We start from the raw sequence: 16369 nt of genomic DNA on the forward strand, positions 1-16369 counted from the left end.
GTGATATTACGCGGTGAAATGGCTGAGATTACAAAACAGAACGACAGAGGTCAAAGCACAATAAAATTGAAACGAAATCGCATTTGAAACATTTTAAACTATAGATTAAATGGTTTTAACCTTACATTCCGATGTATTTCAAACGTTTTCCGATAGATTTTCAACCTTCTCCGCTTCCTTTTTCCATATCTTTGTGCCGAATTTTGCCGATGAAGGACACATTGAAAAAGAAGCATACTTAAATATAATATCAACTTATGAAAAAACATCTTTATTTATTTCTGACGCTTTTCAGCCTCTTTCTCCTTTGGGGAAATGGTGTGCAGGCACAAACTCAGACGCCACATGTAAGCGGTTCTGTGTTGGACACAGAGAACAATCCGATCATTGGGGCCAGTGTTATGGTCAAAGGAACCAAAGAGGGAACGATTTCAAACACGGAAGGCAACTTCAGTATCAAGGCCGCTCCGGGATCCGTTCTCGTTGTCAGCTACATCGGATTTGCCACACAAGAGGTGAAAGTTACAGGGCGTGGGAAACCGATAATCATTACGATGAGAGAAGACACCAAGCGTTTGAACGAAGTGGTTGTCACGGCTTTGGGCATCAAGCGCGAACGTAAAGCGTTGGGATATTCGTTGAGTGAAATCGATGGAAAGGAGTTACAGAAGGCAAAAGAGACGAATGTCATCAACTCGTTGGCCGGAAAAGTGGCCGGACTCTCCATCAGTCAGACCGCAACCGGGCCTGCGGGCTCCACAAGAGTAATCCTTAGAGGAAGCACGGAGCTAACGGGAAACAACCAACCGCTGTATGTCATCGACGGCGTTCCCATGGATAACACCAACTATGACAGCTCCGATCAATGGGGAGGTTTCGACCTTGGCGACGGAATCTCAAGCATCAACCCCGACGATATCGAGAACATCTCAGTGCTGAAAGGGCCGGCCGCCTCGGCTTTATACGGAAGTAGGGCCTCTCACGGTGTGATTCTTATCACGACGAAGAAGGCAAGTACGAAGAAAGACTTCTCGATTGAACTGAACAGTACGGCTACGATTGAGACGCAACTCACGAAATGGAGCGACGTACAATATGAGTTCGGACAAGGTTCTGACGGTCGCATCACGCTCTCCGACGACCGATATTCCTCCAATCGCAACTGGGGACCGAGAGTCGATCCCGGTCTTTATCTGACCTATTTTGACGGCGTGGCTCGTCCGTTGCTCGTTGTCAAGGATAACATCGACGGCTTTTTCAGAACGGGAGTTAACACAACCAATTCGCTAATCATCGATAAAATGGTGCGTAAAACAGGCTTGCGTGTGACCTATACCGACATGCGTGACAAGGATCTTATCCCCAAAACGCACATGTCGCGCAACACTTTGAACCTCCGTGCCAATACAAATATCACGAAATATGTCGACTTGGACTTCAAAGTTACCTACACTCACGAGAACGTTCACAACCGTCCTGCGGTGGCCGATCACCGTGCCAACATCGCCAAAAACCTGATGACGCTTTCCACAACCTTTGACCAAGCATGGCTGCGCGACAACTATCAGGATGCCAACGGGGAATACTACAACTGGAACGACGGCGATAGATACAACATAAATCCCTACTGGGTGTTGAATAAAATGTCCAATGACACGAAGAAAGACACCTATAGAGGGTCGGCAGTCATTAGATATCGTCCGTTCAAACAAATGTCATTGCGGGCCACTCTCGGTACGGATATGAATTTTCTCGTCTTTGAAGACTTCGCTTATCCTACGTCTCCCGGACGCGAAATGGGTGCGCTCACTATCAAGGATTACCGCAATCGCACCTATACGGCAGAGTTCTTGGCAAGCTATAGAGACCGGTTTAAGAAGCTGAATTATGGTGCTACGGTCGGTGGGAACATCTATAAGGTAGACAATAAGACGCGAATCATCATGGCACAAAACATGGTCATGCGCGATGCCAAGGCTTTGGAGAGCTTCTCCGAGCGGAAAATAGAAGAAGAACCCTATTGCAAACAAATCAATTCCGTCTATGGAAGCCTCAATTTGGGTTATGATAACTTCGCATATATGGATATGACGCTGCGCGGCGACTATTCTTCCACGCTCCCGATACAGAACAATCTCTATTGGTATCCCTCGGTTTCGGGCAGTTTCTTATTCTCGGAGTTCTTCCATATCAACAAGGAAATATTGCCATATGGCAAGGTACGTGCTTCGTGGGCAAAGGTTGGACACGATACTTGGCCTTACTTGTTGCAACTGATGTATGAAATGGCACCCCATAATTTTGGGAAATATCCGATGGCTTCTATTACAAACGACGTGATTCCCAATAAGAAACTTAAACCAACCATGACAAACTCCGTGGAATTGGGATTTGAATTGAAGTTCTTGAACAATAGGATTGGGCTCGATGTCACCTATTATAATCAGCATAGTAGGGACCAAATCCTTCGAATGAACACAGCACACGGCTCAGGCTACAGATTTAAGATGGTCAATGCCGGAGATATTGAGAACCGAGGTATCGAGATTGTGTTGAATACACGGCCGATAGACCTGCAGGATTTCAGCTGGGATCTGAACATGAACTTTGCAAAGAACAAGAATAAAGTCAGGAAATTGGCCAATGGAGTAGATGAGTTCGAATTGTCTTCAGCCCGCTGGCTTGGTGTAAAAATCGTAGCCAAGGTGGGCGAGAACTATGGTTGTATCATGGGACAAGACTTCCTGCGCAATGCAAATGGCGATGTCATCATCGATGGAAAGACGGGATTGCCCAAAATAACCGATGACTTGAAAGTCTTAGGTAATGCAACATGGGACTGGACGGGCGGACTTACGACCAACTTCCGCTACAAAAATCTCACGCTTGGAGCTATCTTTGATGTCAAAGTAGGCGCAGATCTCTATTCCATGTCAGCTCGGTCGGCCTATTATACGGGTAAAAATAAGGAAACACTCGAGGGAAGAGACGGGTGGTATGCATCAGAAGAGCAACGTTTACAAGCCGGTGTGGCCCCCAAAGATTGGAAGCCTACGGGAGGATACATTGCCAAAGGCGTGATTGAGCAGCCCGATGGAACGTATAAACCGAATGATATTTATGTCAACCCGCAGGATTATTGGATGCATGTGGCCATGAATACGGCTCGTCCATTCATTTATGACAACTCATATGTCAAGCTGCGTGAGCTGACTTTATCGTATGCTTTCCCGAAAAGAATGCTGGGGAAGGTTATCCAGTCGCTGTCCGTTTCGTTTGTTGCACGTAACCTTTTCAACATCTACAAGAACATTCCCAACATCGACCCTGACTCCAACTATAACAATGGACCGTCTTTGGGACTCGAATACGGCTCACTTCCGTCGAGAAGAAGCATTGGAATGAACGTAAACCTCAAATTCTAATGAAAGAAAGAACTCAATTATGAAAACAACACATAAACTTTTAGCTTGTTTGCTTTGCTTGTCAGCCTTTGCATTATGGGCTTGTGACGACAGTGCCTTTGAGTCAATGAATACCAACTCAAAGAGATCATCGAATGCAGACCCTAACTATCAGCTCACACAATGCGAAGCACAGATATGGGGCTTTTGGCTTTGGCATGAAACAACCCTTAATTACGTTTCTCCTTTTTGTCAATACCTGATGGGTAACTGGGCAACGACCACTTATGGCGGCCGTTATGCGAAGCATCCGCAATATGTGGGCGCAATCTATGACTACATGTATGTGCTGACGCTCAAGAACCTCGTTGACATTGTCAACCGCACAAGCAACATAAAGCAGCGCAATCTGCATTATATAGCACGCATATTCAAGGTTTACTGCTTCGGTATCGTCACAGACCTCTATGGCGACGTACCTTATTTTGAGGCCTGTCGCGGACATTTCGACGACAATGTGCTGCCGACGTTCGATAAACAACAAGACATCTATAAGGATTTCATGAGCGAACTACAGACAGCTGTCGACTCTTTAAGTGCCAGTGAGAAAATGAAGGTGAAGGGAGATATCATCTATGATGGCGATATCTTAAAATGGAAGAAGCTGGCTAACTCACTCCATTTGCGCTATGCTATGCGCATGGTAAAGGCAGATCCCGCATTTGCCAAGCAGGAAGTAAGTAAAGCTTTGCACAATCCCGGCGGATTAATCTCATCAGCTGAAGAAGAAGCACTCGTCAAATACGTCTATGACAGCTTTGATTGGGCCACCATGGAATACAGACGTAACGGCATAGCACTGCTGATGAAGGGAACAGGAGAATATCCTGCAACCTATATCTGCTCTACGTTCTTCAATCAATTAAAAGACACCAACGACCCAAGGTTGTTCGTCTATTGCCGCACTTACGATGAAACGTCGCCCAATAATCCCTTTGGTCGCCATGACATCACAGAGGATATGCTGTCCGCACCGAAAGCAAAATTCCAACCGGTAGACCCGGGTTACTTCTCTTGGGAGCGATGGCCGAGTGGCTATTGGAGCTCAAAGATGCAGAAATACTATGCAAAGGAATGCCGACCGCAAGTCAATAACTTCTACTTGAGGCCTACTTCGCCCGGCGTTATCATGACCCTTGCCGAGACAAAGTTGCTGGAAGCCGAAGCCGTGGCACGGTGGGGAAGCGAGATGAGCAGCAAAACTGTCGAGCAACTCTACGAAGAAGGTGTGAAAGCCGCGTTCCATCACTTGGAAAGTTATGGGGCCGAAGCCTTCAAGGACGCTGACATCAACACGTATATTGCAGCCAACAACGTATCGGCCGACCAAAAAGACCAAATCGAGAAAATCAATATGCAACTATGGATCCTGCATTTTGACAACCCATGGGAAGGATATGCCAACTGGCGCAGGGTTGATTACCCCGTATTAAAGTCTTCTACAGAATACGGAGCCAAGTGCTTAAACTCGCAAACTATTCCTTTGCGCCTCTGTTATCCGCTCTTTGAGGGCACATATAACAAGGCCAAGTATGAAGAAGTGCTGCAACGACTCGGCGGAACTGACGATTGGAACAAGCCTGTTTGGTGGGATCAATAACGAAACCTCTTGATAAAAACAAATGTTTTCAAGCATGTAACTCAATTCATAACAAAATATAGCGACATAATCATGAAACATCTTTTTTTAATATTGCTAAGCCTCCTTGTTTTGGGCAATGTTTTCGTCAGCTGTAAAGATGAGAAAACAGACTTCACGGAACTCGGAAAAGATGAATATCCACAGATTTTCGGACAATGGCCTGACAAGAAAAGCAATGGAGATCTCGGAGAGTTCAATCTCACATTGGGCGATACATTAAAGCCAATCGTTCAATATACGCCTTCACAATACAGCGAAGGGACTTGGTATATCGATGGGGAAGTGGTCCATCGGGGCACAGGTCTCTGCTATATCCCCAAGGCGATTGGTACCTATAACGTTAAACTGGTTGTGAAGACGGCCAAATACGAGACTTCACGTGAGGCTGTCCTCAACGTATGGAGCCGTTAATAAAGAGTTGTAGCAAATGACATTACAATCAACAGACAGGCATGTAAAATCGGCTTATGGTCGGTCTTGCCTTTCTGTTTCAGCCATTTTACAACCCAATCTCAGCCATTTTACCATGCAATATCAGCCATATTGCGCGGTAAAATGGCTGAAATTAAGTTACAATATGACTGATATTGTGCAGTAGAGACGCCTTTCCAACCTTCTAACCTGAAAAGAATAAGTTTTCATTCTCCTTTGAATGCCTTTACAAAAATATATCCTGTATTTACAGCCGTTAATGCTTTTGCATATTAAAAACCGCTTGTGAACCTTTCAAGAAAGCAGGTATAAATTCAAATCTAATTCAATAACAACCACTGTCTCTAATGCCTCTAAATGGAAAAATCATTTAATTTTAACACCTTAATCTATTAATAAAGAAAGAAAAAAATGAGAAAATTAGGTTTAACTTTTTTGATGATGTGTTTATCTCTTACTGCCGTTCTTGCGCAGGATTATAAAAATCGCATCAATGAGAACGAGAGTAAGGTACCTCAGTTTACGTTGCCCGATGTGCTGACGTGCAATAATGGGAAGAAAGTAAAGACGATAAAGGACTGGGAAACTATCCGTCGTTTAGAGTTACTTGAGATATTCTCTTCGTTAGAGTATGGACGTACGCCAACTGAAAAAATCAAAGTGTCGTACGATTTGCTCTCCGAAGACCCGAATGCGCTGAACGGAAAAGCCACCCGCAAGCAGGTTCTGTTCACGTTTACGAATGGAAGGAAGAAAATCGAAGCCATTCTGTTACTTTACATACCGAATAAGGTGAACGGGAAAGCACCGGTTTTCATCGGATATAACTTTCTTGGCAACCAATCGACAACCACAGAGAAACCCATTTTTGCGTCTCCTTCAATGCATTTATCAGAGGATCCCAGCAGTGAAGTATGGATTCGTGCCAGTCAGAAAAGGCGTTGGCCGTTTGAAATGATCATCGATCGCGGTTATGCTGTAGCCACTATGTTCTACGGCGACATCTATCCTGACCTCAATGGGCTGCGCGATTACAGTGTCATTTCTTTGTTCTCTGATTACGACAAGAGGTCCAAGAATCACGATGAATGGAATGCTATTGGCGCTTGGGCATGGGGATCGAGCCGCATAGCGGATTATATTATCGATAACGAGAGCAGGATAGACGGCAATCGTATTGCATTGCTCGGACATTCACGGCAAGGTAAGGCCGCACTTTGGGCCGGTGCACAAGATACTCGATTCAAGGTTGTCATATCAAATTGCTCAGGTTGTGGCGGAGCTGCACTTTCCAAGAGAGTTTTCGGCGAGAACGTTGCCCGGATTACGACTACCTTCCCGCATTGGTTCTGCCCGGCATTCAATCAATATGCAGGAAACGAGGCAAGCATGCCATTCGACCAACACGAGTTATTGGCTTTAATCGCCCCGCGTCACTTGTATGTTGCCAGTGCAGAAGAGGACATGTGGGCCGACCAAAAGGGCGAGTATCTCGGAGCTTATTATACAAAAGACGTGTATAAACTGTATGGAATGCATGGCTTGGACAGCCCCATACCACCGGCAATTGAACAACCTATTCACAATGATGTAGGCTATCATATCCGCAGGGGCATTCATGATGTCACCAATTTTGATTGGACGCAATACTTGAATTATTGTGATAAATACATGAAATGAGCCCTATCATGTTGAGACCTCTGTAAAATCCTCTTCGAGACTTTTTGCAGAGGTCTCTTTTTTATACGAATACCGGCCGTCAATGAAGCCGATATCGGGCAATGTTGCACCAAGTGGCACGTACTTTTCTTTCTGTCTTTTCAGCCACAATCGTTTTTTTTACGTTTTATTTGCCTTATTGTCAAAATAAAACCGTATTTTTGCAACGACCAGTTCTCAATACAATGAAAAAATACTTCATGTTTATATTCCTGCCATGGGCACTTGCCTGCGGAGCGCACTCGGCCACACAGGGAAATTTAATCCGCAATATTCCGGTTTCTACCGCCCTCGGTTATGCCGCCGGCAGTGCATTATCGGCGCACAAGGTGGGCAGCACGGTCGGCGAGATAGCTTACATACAGTCTCCACATCAAGACTGGACGGTTTATCTTCTGCTCGTTTTGCTGACGTTCTACAGCATTCGGCGCAACTATCTGGGCCGAATAGAAAGGCGACTTTTCATGCGCAGACTGCAATTCTTCGCAAACACAGCGCACGACATGCGGACACAGCTGACCTTGATTGTCAATCCTTTAAGTGATTTGGACGACGAAAACGGCTTGTCGCTTGAAGAACGTCGGAAACTTTCGCCCGCTTTAGTCGGTGCCCGCAACCTTTATCAACTCACCACCGAACTGCTTGACTTCCAAAAGATAGACTTTCGCACATCAGGCAGTAGGAAAAAGCGTACGGGGCACTGCGACCTGAAAGCCCGTCTAAGCGAAATCGTCGCACATTGCGCCCCACTCTTCCATGAAAAAGACATACATCAGCGGCTGATCCTGCCGAAAGAAGAAGTGACGGTGGGGATGAACCGTAATGAAATAGACCACGTATTATATAATGTGATTTCAAACGCCGTGAAATATAACCGCCAAGGTGGGAAAGTCACCATCGAATTGCAACAGGACAAACATCATACAACTGTTGCCGTCAGTGACACGGGCATCGGAATTCCGCAGAAATCGCAGAAAAGAGTATTCACCTTGTTTTACAGGGCAGCCAATGCAACCGGCGACAATCCCAGCGGCAACGGACTGGGGTTGGCTTTTGCGCGCGAAATCATGCGAATGCACCAAGGCGACATCACGTTCAACAGCACCGAAGGTAAGGGAACGACGTTCTTCATCACCTTTTCCCGCAAGCAACGGCATTGGAAACTGCTGCGACTGTTATCGCCGTTGCGCGCCCATATCAGGCATCAAAGGCCACGAATGGCCGAACCCATTGCTCATCGGCTGCAGCTTCAAACAACTCAGCCGACTGTCCGGAAAAGCGAAATCGGCTTGGAAGATATGCCGCATCGGAAACGTTTGATGATTATTGAGGATAACGACGCACTTCGTTCCTACCTGCATGATGTTTTTAAAGACGATTATCAGGTTGTTGCCATGCCCGATGGCGACACGGCACTGGCCGCTTTGAAGCAGAACACGGTAGACTTCATCATCAGTGATGTGCTGATGCCGGGCATCAAAGGCGACACCTTGTGCCGCAAAATCAAGACTTCTGTCGAGACATCGCATATCCCCGTCATTCTGCTGACGGCCAGATCGGGAAGAGCAGAGGCCATGAAAGGCTTCGATTGTGGGGCCGACGACTATATTCCGAAGCCGTTCGACTCGGCAAAACTCAAGGCGAAGGTGCGCAACATGCTCAATGCACAGGCCCGATTGCGCGAGAAAGCCGTGCAACAATACGACTTCAAGCACGAAACGGAAGCCACAGACCGGACCACGGACACGGAAAACAAACCCGAACTGAATGAAACCGACCACCGTTTTCTCGACCATTGTCTTTCATACGTCATGGAAAACATGAACAAAACAGACTTCTCCATCAAATCGCTATGCAGGGAAATCGCGGTGAGCCGCACCATTTTATATGAAAAGCTGAAAGCCCTGACCGGGAAATCGCCCGGAGAATTCATCACGATCCTGCGCATGCGAAAGGCTGCCGAACTGTTGCAAAGGGGCGAACAAGTGCAGGAAGTGGCCGTGGAAATAGGGCTCTCGGATGCTAAATATTTCAGTACGGCTTTCAAAAAGTACTACGGTATCTCGCCGAGCAAATTCAAAAAAGGGGCCTGAAACGGTTTTTCATTTCCCTTTATCAACCAATCTATAATATTCAATCATCAAAATCTAACCATCATGACAGCTAAACAGCGCAACTTTATTGGTTTTTTATTTTTCAGTCTGAGCGTTCTTCCGTGCCGGGTCGAGGCACAACAGTTCGCACCCCCCATCATGGGCTGGAGTTCTTGGAACACTTTCCATGTCAACATCAGCGATTCGCTGATACGAACACAAGCCGACGCAATGGTCAGGTTGGGCTTGAAAGATGTGGGCTACACCCATATCAACATCGACGACGGCTTCTTTGGCTGGCGAGATGCATCGGGCGAGATGCATCCTCACCCGCAACGTTTTCCGAATGGGCTGAAAGTGGTGGCCGACTACATACATTCGAAAGGCTTGATGGCTGGAATCTACTCCGATGCGGGTGCAAACACGTGCGGTTCTAAGTATGATGCCGACGACCATGGCTTCGGTGCCGGCCTTTATGGGCACGAAGAGCAGGATGCCCGACTGTATTTCCGCGATTGGGGCTTTGATTTCATCAAGATAGACTACTGCGGTGCCGGCACATGGCTCGACCTTGAGGAGCAGAAACGATACACAGCTGTCTGCGAAGCCATCAAGAAAGAGGCCGGACATCCGGTTTCTATCAACATTTGTAGATGGGCTTTCCCCGGCGTTTGGGCAAAAAACATCGCCACTTCTTGGCGCATCAGCCGCGATATTCTGCCCAATTGGAGCTCCATCAAGTATATCATAGAGAAAAACATGTATCTTTCGGCCTTTGCAGGTGACGGCCATTACAACGACATGGACATGCTTGAGATTGGTCGCGGCCTGAAACCAAGCGAGGAAGAAGTGCATGTCGGCATGTGGTGCATGATGAGTTCGCCGATGCTTATCGGCTGCGATCTCAACAAACTCAATGAAAGTTCGCTGGCATTATTGAAGAACCGGGAGCTGTTGGCCATCAACCAAGACCGATTGGGACTGCAAGCCTATGTTGCTTTACGCCAAGGTCCCGGCTATGTTTTCGTGAAAGACATCAAAGAACGGCGCGGATTGACAAGAGCCGTGGCGCTCTACAACCCTGCCGACACGGCATTGAGCTTCGAAGTCCCGCTGTCTGAGTTGGAATTGGCAGGAAAAGCGAAGGCGAAAGACGTCATTTCGCATGCGGAGGTAAAGATAGAAACCGTGAAAAGCCCTGCCATGAACGGTAATGTGCTGAAGGCTACGGTGCCGGCCCATGGAATCAAGGTAATGACCATAGAGGCCAAGCAACGTATAACGCCCACGCGTTATGAGGCAGAGTGGGCTTACCTGCCGGCTTATAACGATTTGGGCAAGCGCAAGTTGCCTGTAAGTTTCACCAAAGTGAAAGGTTCCAGCGGCGGGATATGCGTTTCGAACGTGGGTGGCGACATGGACAACACACTCGTTTGGAAGCATGTGTGGAGCGAGCAAGGCGGAACCTACAAGCTACGCATCAGATATGTCGATGCACAACGGCTCACTATGAAAGTGATGGTGAACGGAAAAGAGGCCTATACGCTCCAAACCTCCCAACAAGCCATAGCCAAAAACCAGATCGACTTCAAGGAGGCTACGTTCGAAATCAACCTGAAGCCGGGCGACAACGAAGTGAAACTCTACAGTCCCTTGACCTTGATTCCCGCCGTCGATTGCCTTTATGTGGATAAAACCGTCACGAGGAAATAGGGTTCAGTAGAGATTTAATGGGTTACGCACCATTTGTTTCTCCCTCCATTACCCCAAACCGGTCATTAAAAGGCTTGCGCTCGGAGCGCAGTTAATATCTGTTTAGCTTTGGAGCTTGCGCTCCTTGCGCAGTTAAGACATGTTTACATTTGAGACTTTCGTCCCGGGGTGATGTTAAGACACGTTTGCATTTGGAGCTTTCGCCCTAGGGCGACGTTAAGACATGTTTGCATTTGGAGCTTCCGCCCCGGGGCGAAAGTCATTTTCCTTTCCATTTGATGCTTGCGCATACGGAGCAAGGTAATGACCGATTTGGGAGGAATAAAATCTCTGTCGAGCCAAAAAGCAACCGAGAAAGGGTGCAGTTCTCGTTGACCGGCAAGCGAAAAGCGCCAAGATGCATGCTTCGATGCTTCTTGGCGCTCGCTGTTTGTTTCAGAAATGCATGACTCCGACCCTTGAACAGGCCAGAAGACGTGCGCTTACTTCTTCACCGGCTTTGCTTTCTTGTTGCACTCACCCTTCTTGGCAACGTCTTTCTTGCAGCAAGGTTTCTTATCGCACTCTTTCTTGCTGCATTTTTTGTCGTCTTTCTTGCCGTCTTTGCACTCGTGCTTGTCGGCATCGCACTTCTTGTCTTTGGCACACTGTTCGGTGTGATTACACTTCTTTTCTGCCGGTTTGGCGTTCTGTGCATTGACAAAACCAAACGAAGCAACCATCAGGGCTGCACATAACATCATTTTTTTCATATCGTTTTATTTTTAATTGAACACTGCAAATATAGCACGAAGCATCAAAATATAGAAAAAAAATTATCTGAAAATAACATTTTTCACTTATTTTCGTAAAACACTTCGCATGGCAAACCATGCATGAAAGGCTAAGGTCGTGAGCAAACCATAGTGACGTTGCATCACTCGAAAACGCTCTTTCAGCGATGCCCTGTGGTGCTTTACGCTCATTCCGCCATCGAGATAGTCAACGATAACGGCGTTGACAGGTCGCAAAGACAGACCGTGTTGCGCTGCATCTTTCATGACACGGATACACCAATCCACATCAGCCGAGAACCTGAAATGCAGATTATAGGGATTACGTTTGGCTATATCCGTGCGGCAATAAAAGGCTTGATGGCACACCACCATACCGTAACGGAACGACTTCCACGTGAGATTTTGGGGCGGACAGAGGCGGCGATGACGCACGAAATGGCCGTCATTGTCGACGATATCCGTGTCGCCATAAAGCACGCCGGGGAGCGTTTCGCCCTCTCCAACGCAGGCGGCAATGTGGTCAAGTGTATCTGAGGGTAGAACATCGCCCGCATTGATAAACACAAGATAGTCGCCTGTGGCCTTATTGATGCCTTTATTCATGGCATCATAGAGTCCCTTGTCGGGCTCGGAGCTGAAAACGACGCGGTGAAAGCAGTCGGTTCGGCTATCATTCTCCGTGATATAACGGTTCACCATGGCTATTGTTGCGTCTTGCGAAGCCCCATCGAGAATGATGTGTTCCACGTGCGGATAACTTTGGTTGAGCACGCTGTCGAGCGTTCTTTGCAGCACTTCGGCCGCTTGATAGGTGCAGGTGATGATGGAAAAGGTAATCATGTGCGATTGTTTTTGAGCGACAAAGCCCGGTTGTACACCTCTATATATTTCATGGCAACGGCATGTTGCGAGTAACTTGCGGTCACTTTGCGAACGGCTTCTCGGCTTAATGCCTCGCTGTCGGCCTCGTTGAGCACCCAATACAAGCCCTTGGCAAGGTCTGAGACATCACGATATTCGGCCACATATCCGTTTTTCAGATGGTCGATTTCTTCGGGAATACCCCCCACATTGAAGCCCACACAGGGCACACCGCAGGCCATTGCCTCCATAATAGTGTTGGGAAGATTCTCTGAAAGTGAGGGCAGAACGAACACATCGGCGGCGTTATAGATGTCTACTATCTGTCGAGTGTCATTCACATATCCTAAATTACCCGTGCAGAAATCAAAGACATCACCTATGTTTCCTCTACCTCCGCCGAGCACGGCAACAAAGGTGTTATCTATCATCTCTGGGTGTTCAGCCGCCATTTTGTGGCAGGCGTCAATAAGATAAAATATGCCTTTGTTCTCGTTTGCTATACGTTGGGCGACAAAGAGAATGACTTTCATGTCTAAAGGTAAGTTGACACGCAGTCGCGCTTGCTTTTTGTCGTGTGGTCGGAAGATGCGGGTTTCGATGGGATTAGGTATCGTTTGTATCTGTTGGTCGCCCAAAACGGCACTCTTTCGAGCCTCTTTTTCGAGCCATTTGCTACAGGTGACGAATGAGATGCTGCGATCCTTGAGCATCATTTTCTTGCGACGGAGTACCTTATAAGACAGGTCGTGGGGCGAACCGCCATGTGGAAGTAGTCGGCAATTGCCACAAGTTGACTGGTAATGCAGGCAGCCGAGCGTGATGTGACAAATGCCGGTGGCAGGCCAAATATCGTGCATCGTCCACACAACAGGCTTGCCACTGTCGAGTATTCTGCGTATTCCTTTCAGCGAAAGCATGCCTTGATTGACCCATGAAAGATGGATGATGTCGGCTTCTTTGAACTCCGGCAGTCGCGTGATGTCGCTTCCTACATTGGCCATATCCACCTCGAAGAGATGTTGTTTGCTGAAACGAAGGTGCCAAAAGATGCACCATCGTTCCCAAAGAAAATGCAATTGATTGCGCAGCTGATGGGGAAGTTCTGCCACACTGATGTCGTTTGTCAGCTTATCGCGCACCAACATCTTGGCCTTCACACCGTTGTTGTTGAGTGCCTCCATCAGTCGGTTGGCTGCAACGGCAGCCCCTCCGGTGCGTTCGCTTGTGTTTACAATCAGAATTCTCATTATTCTTTCGACTATCTCCTTGCAAAGATAGACGAAATAATTTTTCCACACAAAAAATACGTTAATTTCTTGCATCTAAATCAAAAGCGATGTATCTTTGTAGTATCAAAATCAAATGTTAATAATTAGTAGTAATAGATCTCAAAGGTTAGTCATTCATTTTAAGGTAAAGTTTAGTAACATTGTTTCATGGCTGGCAATGGCGACCGTGAGGTTACCATTTACTTTGAGAACAAAGAAAACAAACCATCGGAGCCCGTGATTGGGCTCCGATATTTTTTGTCTTAAGATGACACTTTTCCTTCCGTTTTGTAGCCAGATTAGCGAAAATATCGTAAATTTGCAATAGAAAACAATGAATTTATAAATAAAATTACCGAATTATGAGAGTAGCAATTGTTGGAGCAAGCGGTGCCGTAGGACAAGAACTCCTGCGTATTCTTGCTGAGAGAGACTTCCCTGTAGACGATTTGGTCTTGTTTGGTTCGGCACGCAGTGCAGGTCGGAAATATAACTTCAAGGGCAAGGACTACGAAGTGAGACTCCTGCAACACAACGACGACTTCAAAGGCGTTGATATCGCATTCACATCAGCCGGTGGTGACACTTCCGAGGCGTTTGCCGAGACCATTACGAAGCATGGAGCCATCATGATTGACAACTCAAGTGCCTTCCGCATGTGCGACGACGTGCCGTTGGTGGTGCCCGAAGTGAATGCCGAAGACGCCTTGAACTGCCCCCGACGCATCATAGCCAACCCCAATTGCACCACAATTATGATGGTTGTCGTGATGAAACCGATTGAACGGCTCAGCCATATTCGGAAAATCCACATCGCGAGCTATCAGAGTGCAAGCGGAGCCGGGGCCGCTGCCATGCAAGAATTGGAGCAACAATACAAGGAACTCGTCGAAGAAGGACGAGTGAAGACCATCAACAAGTTCTCTCACCAGCTGGCTTACAACGTCATTCCGCAGATTGACAAAATGACGCCCAACGACTACACCAAGGAAGAAATGAAGATGTTCAACGAAACACGCAAGATCATGCACAGCGACGTGCGAACGAGTGCCACCTGCGTGCGCATCAGTTCGCTTCGTTCCCATTCTGAAAGCGTGTGGTTCGAAACTGAGAAACCGATTTCCGTCGAAGCCATTCGCAAGGCCTTGGCAGCAGCTCCCGGTGTCACCTTGGTTGACGACCCACAGCACTATGTTTACCCGATGCCTCTCGACAGTGCAGGGAAAGACGACATCTACGTGGGCCGCGTGCGCAAGGATTTGGCCGACGACAACAGCAACACGCTTTGGCTTACAGGCGACCAAATCCGCAAAGGAGCAGCCTTGAATGCCGTGCAGATTGCTGAATATCTGAACACACACAGAAAGGGCTAACAGCCATAAGCCTCTCCCCTACCCTGCTTCCCGAAGAGGGAGGGGAGTAAACGGTTTATATCTTGCCTTTTAATCCCAGTGCATTTTATACATCAACAAGCCATGATGTCGATGCAGGAAACGCACGGTTTGTAGGGACGCACAGGCCGTGCGTCCCTATATACTGTAAAGCATGCAACTTATTCGCTCGTTTACTTGTCAACTGTCAATCGGAATGCGAGCGGACGCACGAGCCGTGCGTCCCTACATCATTCAAACTGATAATCAACGGCTTATAGCTTGTATTCCAATCTCAGCCATTTCATCGTGTAAAAAGGCTGAGATTACCGCGCAATATGGCTCATTTTACGCGGTAATATGACTGAGATTGAAACGCAAGGTAGTTGTAGTTATTCGATGGGGAACAGACCGTAGAGTTCGGCATCAATGCGGTCGGTTATCTTTTGGAAGTCATGAGGGTTGTTTTCGAAGTCCGTATGGTCGCCATCCACGATGATCAGCCGGCCTTTATAGCCGCCTATCCAATCCTCATAGCGGTTGTTCAGCCCCGTGAGATAGTCTATTCGGATGCTTTTCTCGAACTCTCGGCCTCGCTTCCCAATGTGATTCACCAGCGTAGGTATGCTCGAACGAATGTAAATCATCAGGTCGGGCAGGCTGACAAGCGATATCATCAGGTCGAAAAGGTCGGAGTAGTTGGCGAAGTCGCGGTCGCTCATCATGCCCATGGCGTGGAGATTAGGGGCAAAGATGCGTGCGTCTTCAAAGATTGTGCGGTCTTGAATGATGGTGTCTTGCTGCTTTGAAATCTCAACCACCTCTTTGAAGCGTTTGTTGAGGAAGTAGATTTGAAGATTGAACGACCACCGTTGCATGTCGGCATAGAAGTCGTCGAGATAAGGATTGTTGTCTACGGGTTCGAAACGTGGGGTCCAATGGAATCTCTTTGCCAGCATTCCGGTGAGCGTTGTCTTGCCGCTGCCGATGTTTCCTGCGATTGCGATGTGCATAATCCGAATGATAGG

Annotated in this window: 11 protein-coding genes; 7 read left to right on the top strand and 4 right to left on the bottom strand. The window is 47.3% G+C overall.

All coding sequences use genetic code 11. The features are described from left to right. The first annotated feature begins 257 nt into the window (after nucleotides 1-257). The 6 genes from H164_RS0106670 to H164_RS0106700 all read left to right on the top strand — a co-directional run bounded on the left by H164_RS0106670 (nucleotide 258) and on the right by H164_RS0106700 (nucleotide 11063). Nucleotides 258-3425 carry a SusC/RagA family TonB-linked outer membrane protein gene (locus H164_RS0106670; protein ID WP_019967909.1) on the top strand — a complete coding sequence of 1056 codons (3168 nt, stop codon included), beginning with the start codon at nucleotides 258-260 and terminating at the stop codon, nucleotides 3423-3425. A 19-nt stretch (nucleotides 3426-3444) separates the two neighbouring features. Continuing rightward, nucleotides 3445-5064, top strand: a complete 1620-nt coding sequence (locus H164_RS0106675) for a SusD/RagB family nutrient-binding outer membrane lipoprotein (protein ID WP_025830114.1) — start codon at nucleotides 3445-3447, stop codon at nucleotides 5062-5064. A 72-nt stretch (nucleotides 5065-5136) separates the two neighbouring features. Then, the gene (locus H164_RS0106680; protein WP_008564664.1) at nucleotides 5137-5517 is read left to right on the top strand and encodes a hypothetical protein; all 381 of its coding nucleotides are present in this window, start codon (nucleotides 5137-5139) and stop codon (nucleotides 5515-5517) included. Between the two features lie 432 nt (nucleotides 5518-5949). Further along, nucleotides 5950-7218: an alpha/beta hydrolase family protein gene (locus H164_RS0106685; RefSeq protein WP_025830113.1), complete on the top strand. Its 1269-nt coding sequence runs from the start codon at nucleotides 5950-5952 to the stop codon at nucleotides 7216-7218. A 224-nt stretch (nucleotides 7219-7442) separates the two neighbouring features. Next, nucleotides 7443-9350: a hybrid sensor histidine kinase/response regulator transcription factor gene (locus H164_RS0106695; RefSeq protein ID WP_019967914.1), complete on the top strand. Its 1908-nt coding sequence runs from the start codon at nucleotides 7443-7445 to the stop codon at nucleotides 9348-9350. Between the two features lie 63 nt (nucleotides 9351-9413). Then, the gene (locus H164_RS0106700; protein ID WP_019967915.1) at nucleotides 9414-11063 is read left to right on the top strand and encodes an alpha-galactosidase; all 1650 of its coding nucleotides are present in this window, start codon (nucleotides 9414-9416) and stop codon (nucleotides 11061-11063) included. Nucleotides 11064-11545: 482 nt separating this feature from the next. Here H164_RS0106700 and H164_RS0106710 read toward each other — a convergent pair whose 3' ends face one another. From H164_RS0106710 to H164_RS0106720, 3 genes are all read right to left on the bottom strand, one after another. Continuing rightward, nucleotides 11546-11815: a hypothetical protein gene (locus H164_RS0106710; protein WP_019967917.1), complete on the bottom strand. Its 270-nt coding sequence runs from the start codon at nucleotides 11813-11815 to the stop codon at nucleotides 11546-11548. A gap of 87 nt (nucleotides 11816-11902) precedes the next feature. Beyond that, nucleotides 11903-12679 (bottom strand): glycosyltransferase family 2 protein, encoded by a 777-nt coding sequence (locus H164_RS0106715; RefSeq protein WP_019967918.1) that lies wholly within the window; start codon nucleotides 12677-12679, stop codon nucleotides 11903-11905. Beyond that, nucleotides 12676-13950, bottom strand: a complete 1275-nt coding sequence (locus H164_RS0106720; protein ID WP_026356269.1) for a glycosyltransferase family 4 protein — start codon at nucleotides 13948-13950, stop codon at nucleotides 12676-12678. The genes H164_RS0106715 and H164_RS0106720 overlap by 4 nt, the downstream gene beginning before the upstream one ends. 383 nt (nucleotides 13951-14333) lie before the next feature. Between H164_RS0106720 and H164_RS0106725 the strand changes: the two genes are divergently transcribed. Further along, nucleotides 14334-15344 (top strand): aspartate-semialdehyde dehydrogenase, encoded by a 1011-nt coding sequence (locus tag H164_RS0106725; RefSeq protein ID WP_019967920.1) that lies wholly within the window; start codon nucleotides 14334-14336, stop codon nucleotides 15342-15344. Between the two features lie 389 nt (nucleotides 15345-15733). Here the strand turns inward: H164_RS0106725 and H164_RS0106730 are convergent, their stop codons facing one another. Beyond that, nucleotides 15734-16354, bottom strand: coding sequence for a deoxynucleoside kinase (locus tag H164_RS0106730; protein WP_008566112.1), 621 nt, complete (start codon nucleotides 16352-16354; stop codon nucleotides 15734-15736). Between the last annotated feature and the right edge of the window lie 15 nt (nucleotides 16355-16369).

It is taken from the genome of Segatella maculosa DSM 19339 = JCM 15638, from assembly GCF_000382385.1.
GTDB lineage: Bacteria > Bacteroidota > Bacteroidia > Bacteroidales > Bacteroidaceae > Prevotella > Prevotella maculosa.

Excerpts from the sequence above, each read along its gene's own strand:
- H164_RS0106700 (WP_019967915.1), top strand. The coding sequence starts at position 9,414 with ATGACAGCTAAACAGCGCAACTTTATTGGTTTTTTATTTTTCAGTCTG.
- H164_RS0106715 (WP_019967918.1), bottom strand. The coding sequence starts at position 12,679 with ATGATTACCTTTTCCATCATCACCTGCACCTATCAAGCGGCCGAAGTG.
- H164_RS0106680 (WP_008564664.1), top strand. The coding sequence starts at position 5,137 with ATGAAACATCTTTTTTTAATATTGCTAAGCCTCCTTGTTTTGGGCAAT.
- H164_RS0106695 (WP_019967914.1), top strand. The coding sequence starts at position 7,443 with ATGAAAAAATACTTCATGTTTATATTCCTGCCATGGGCACTTGCCTGC.
- H164_RS0106720 (WP_026356269.1), bottom strand. The coding sequence starts at position 13,950 with ATGAGAATTCTGATTGTAAACACAAGCGAACGCACCGGAGGGGCTGCC.
- H164_RS0106670 (WP_019967909.1), top strand. The coding sequence starts at position 258 with ATGAAAAAACATCTTTATTTATTTCTGACGCTTTTCAGCCTCTTTCTC.
- H164_RS0106725 (WP_019967920.1), top strand. The coding sequence starts at position 14,334 with ATGAGAGTAGCAATTGTTGGAGCAAGCGGTGCCGTAGGACAAGAACTC.
- H164_RS0106685 (WP_025830113.1), top strand. The coding sequence starts at position 5,950 with ATGAGAAAATTAGGTTTAACTTTTTTGATGATGTGTTTATCTCTTACT.
- H164_RS0106730 (WP_008566112.1), bottom strand. The coding sequence starts at position 16,354 with ATGCACATCGCAATCGCAGGAAACATCGGCAGCGGCAAGACAACGCTC.
- H164_RS0106675 (WP_025830114.1), top strand. The coding sequence starts at position 3,445 with ATGAAAACAACACATAAACTTTTAGCTTGTTTGCTTTGCTTGTCAGCC.
- H164_RS0106710 (WP_019967917.1), bottom strand. The coding sequence starts at position 11,815 with ATGAAAAAAATGATGTTATGTGCAGCCCTGATGGTTGCTTCGTTTGGT.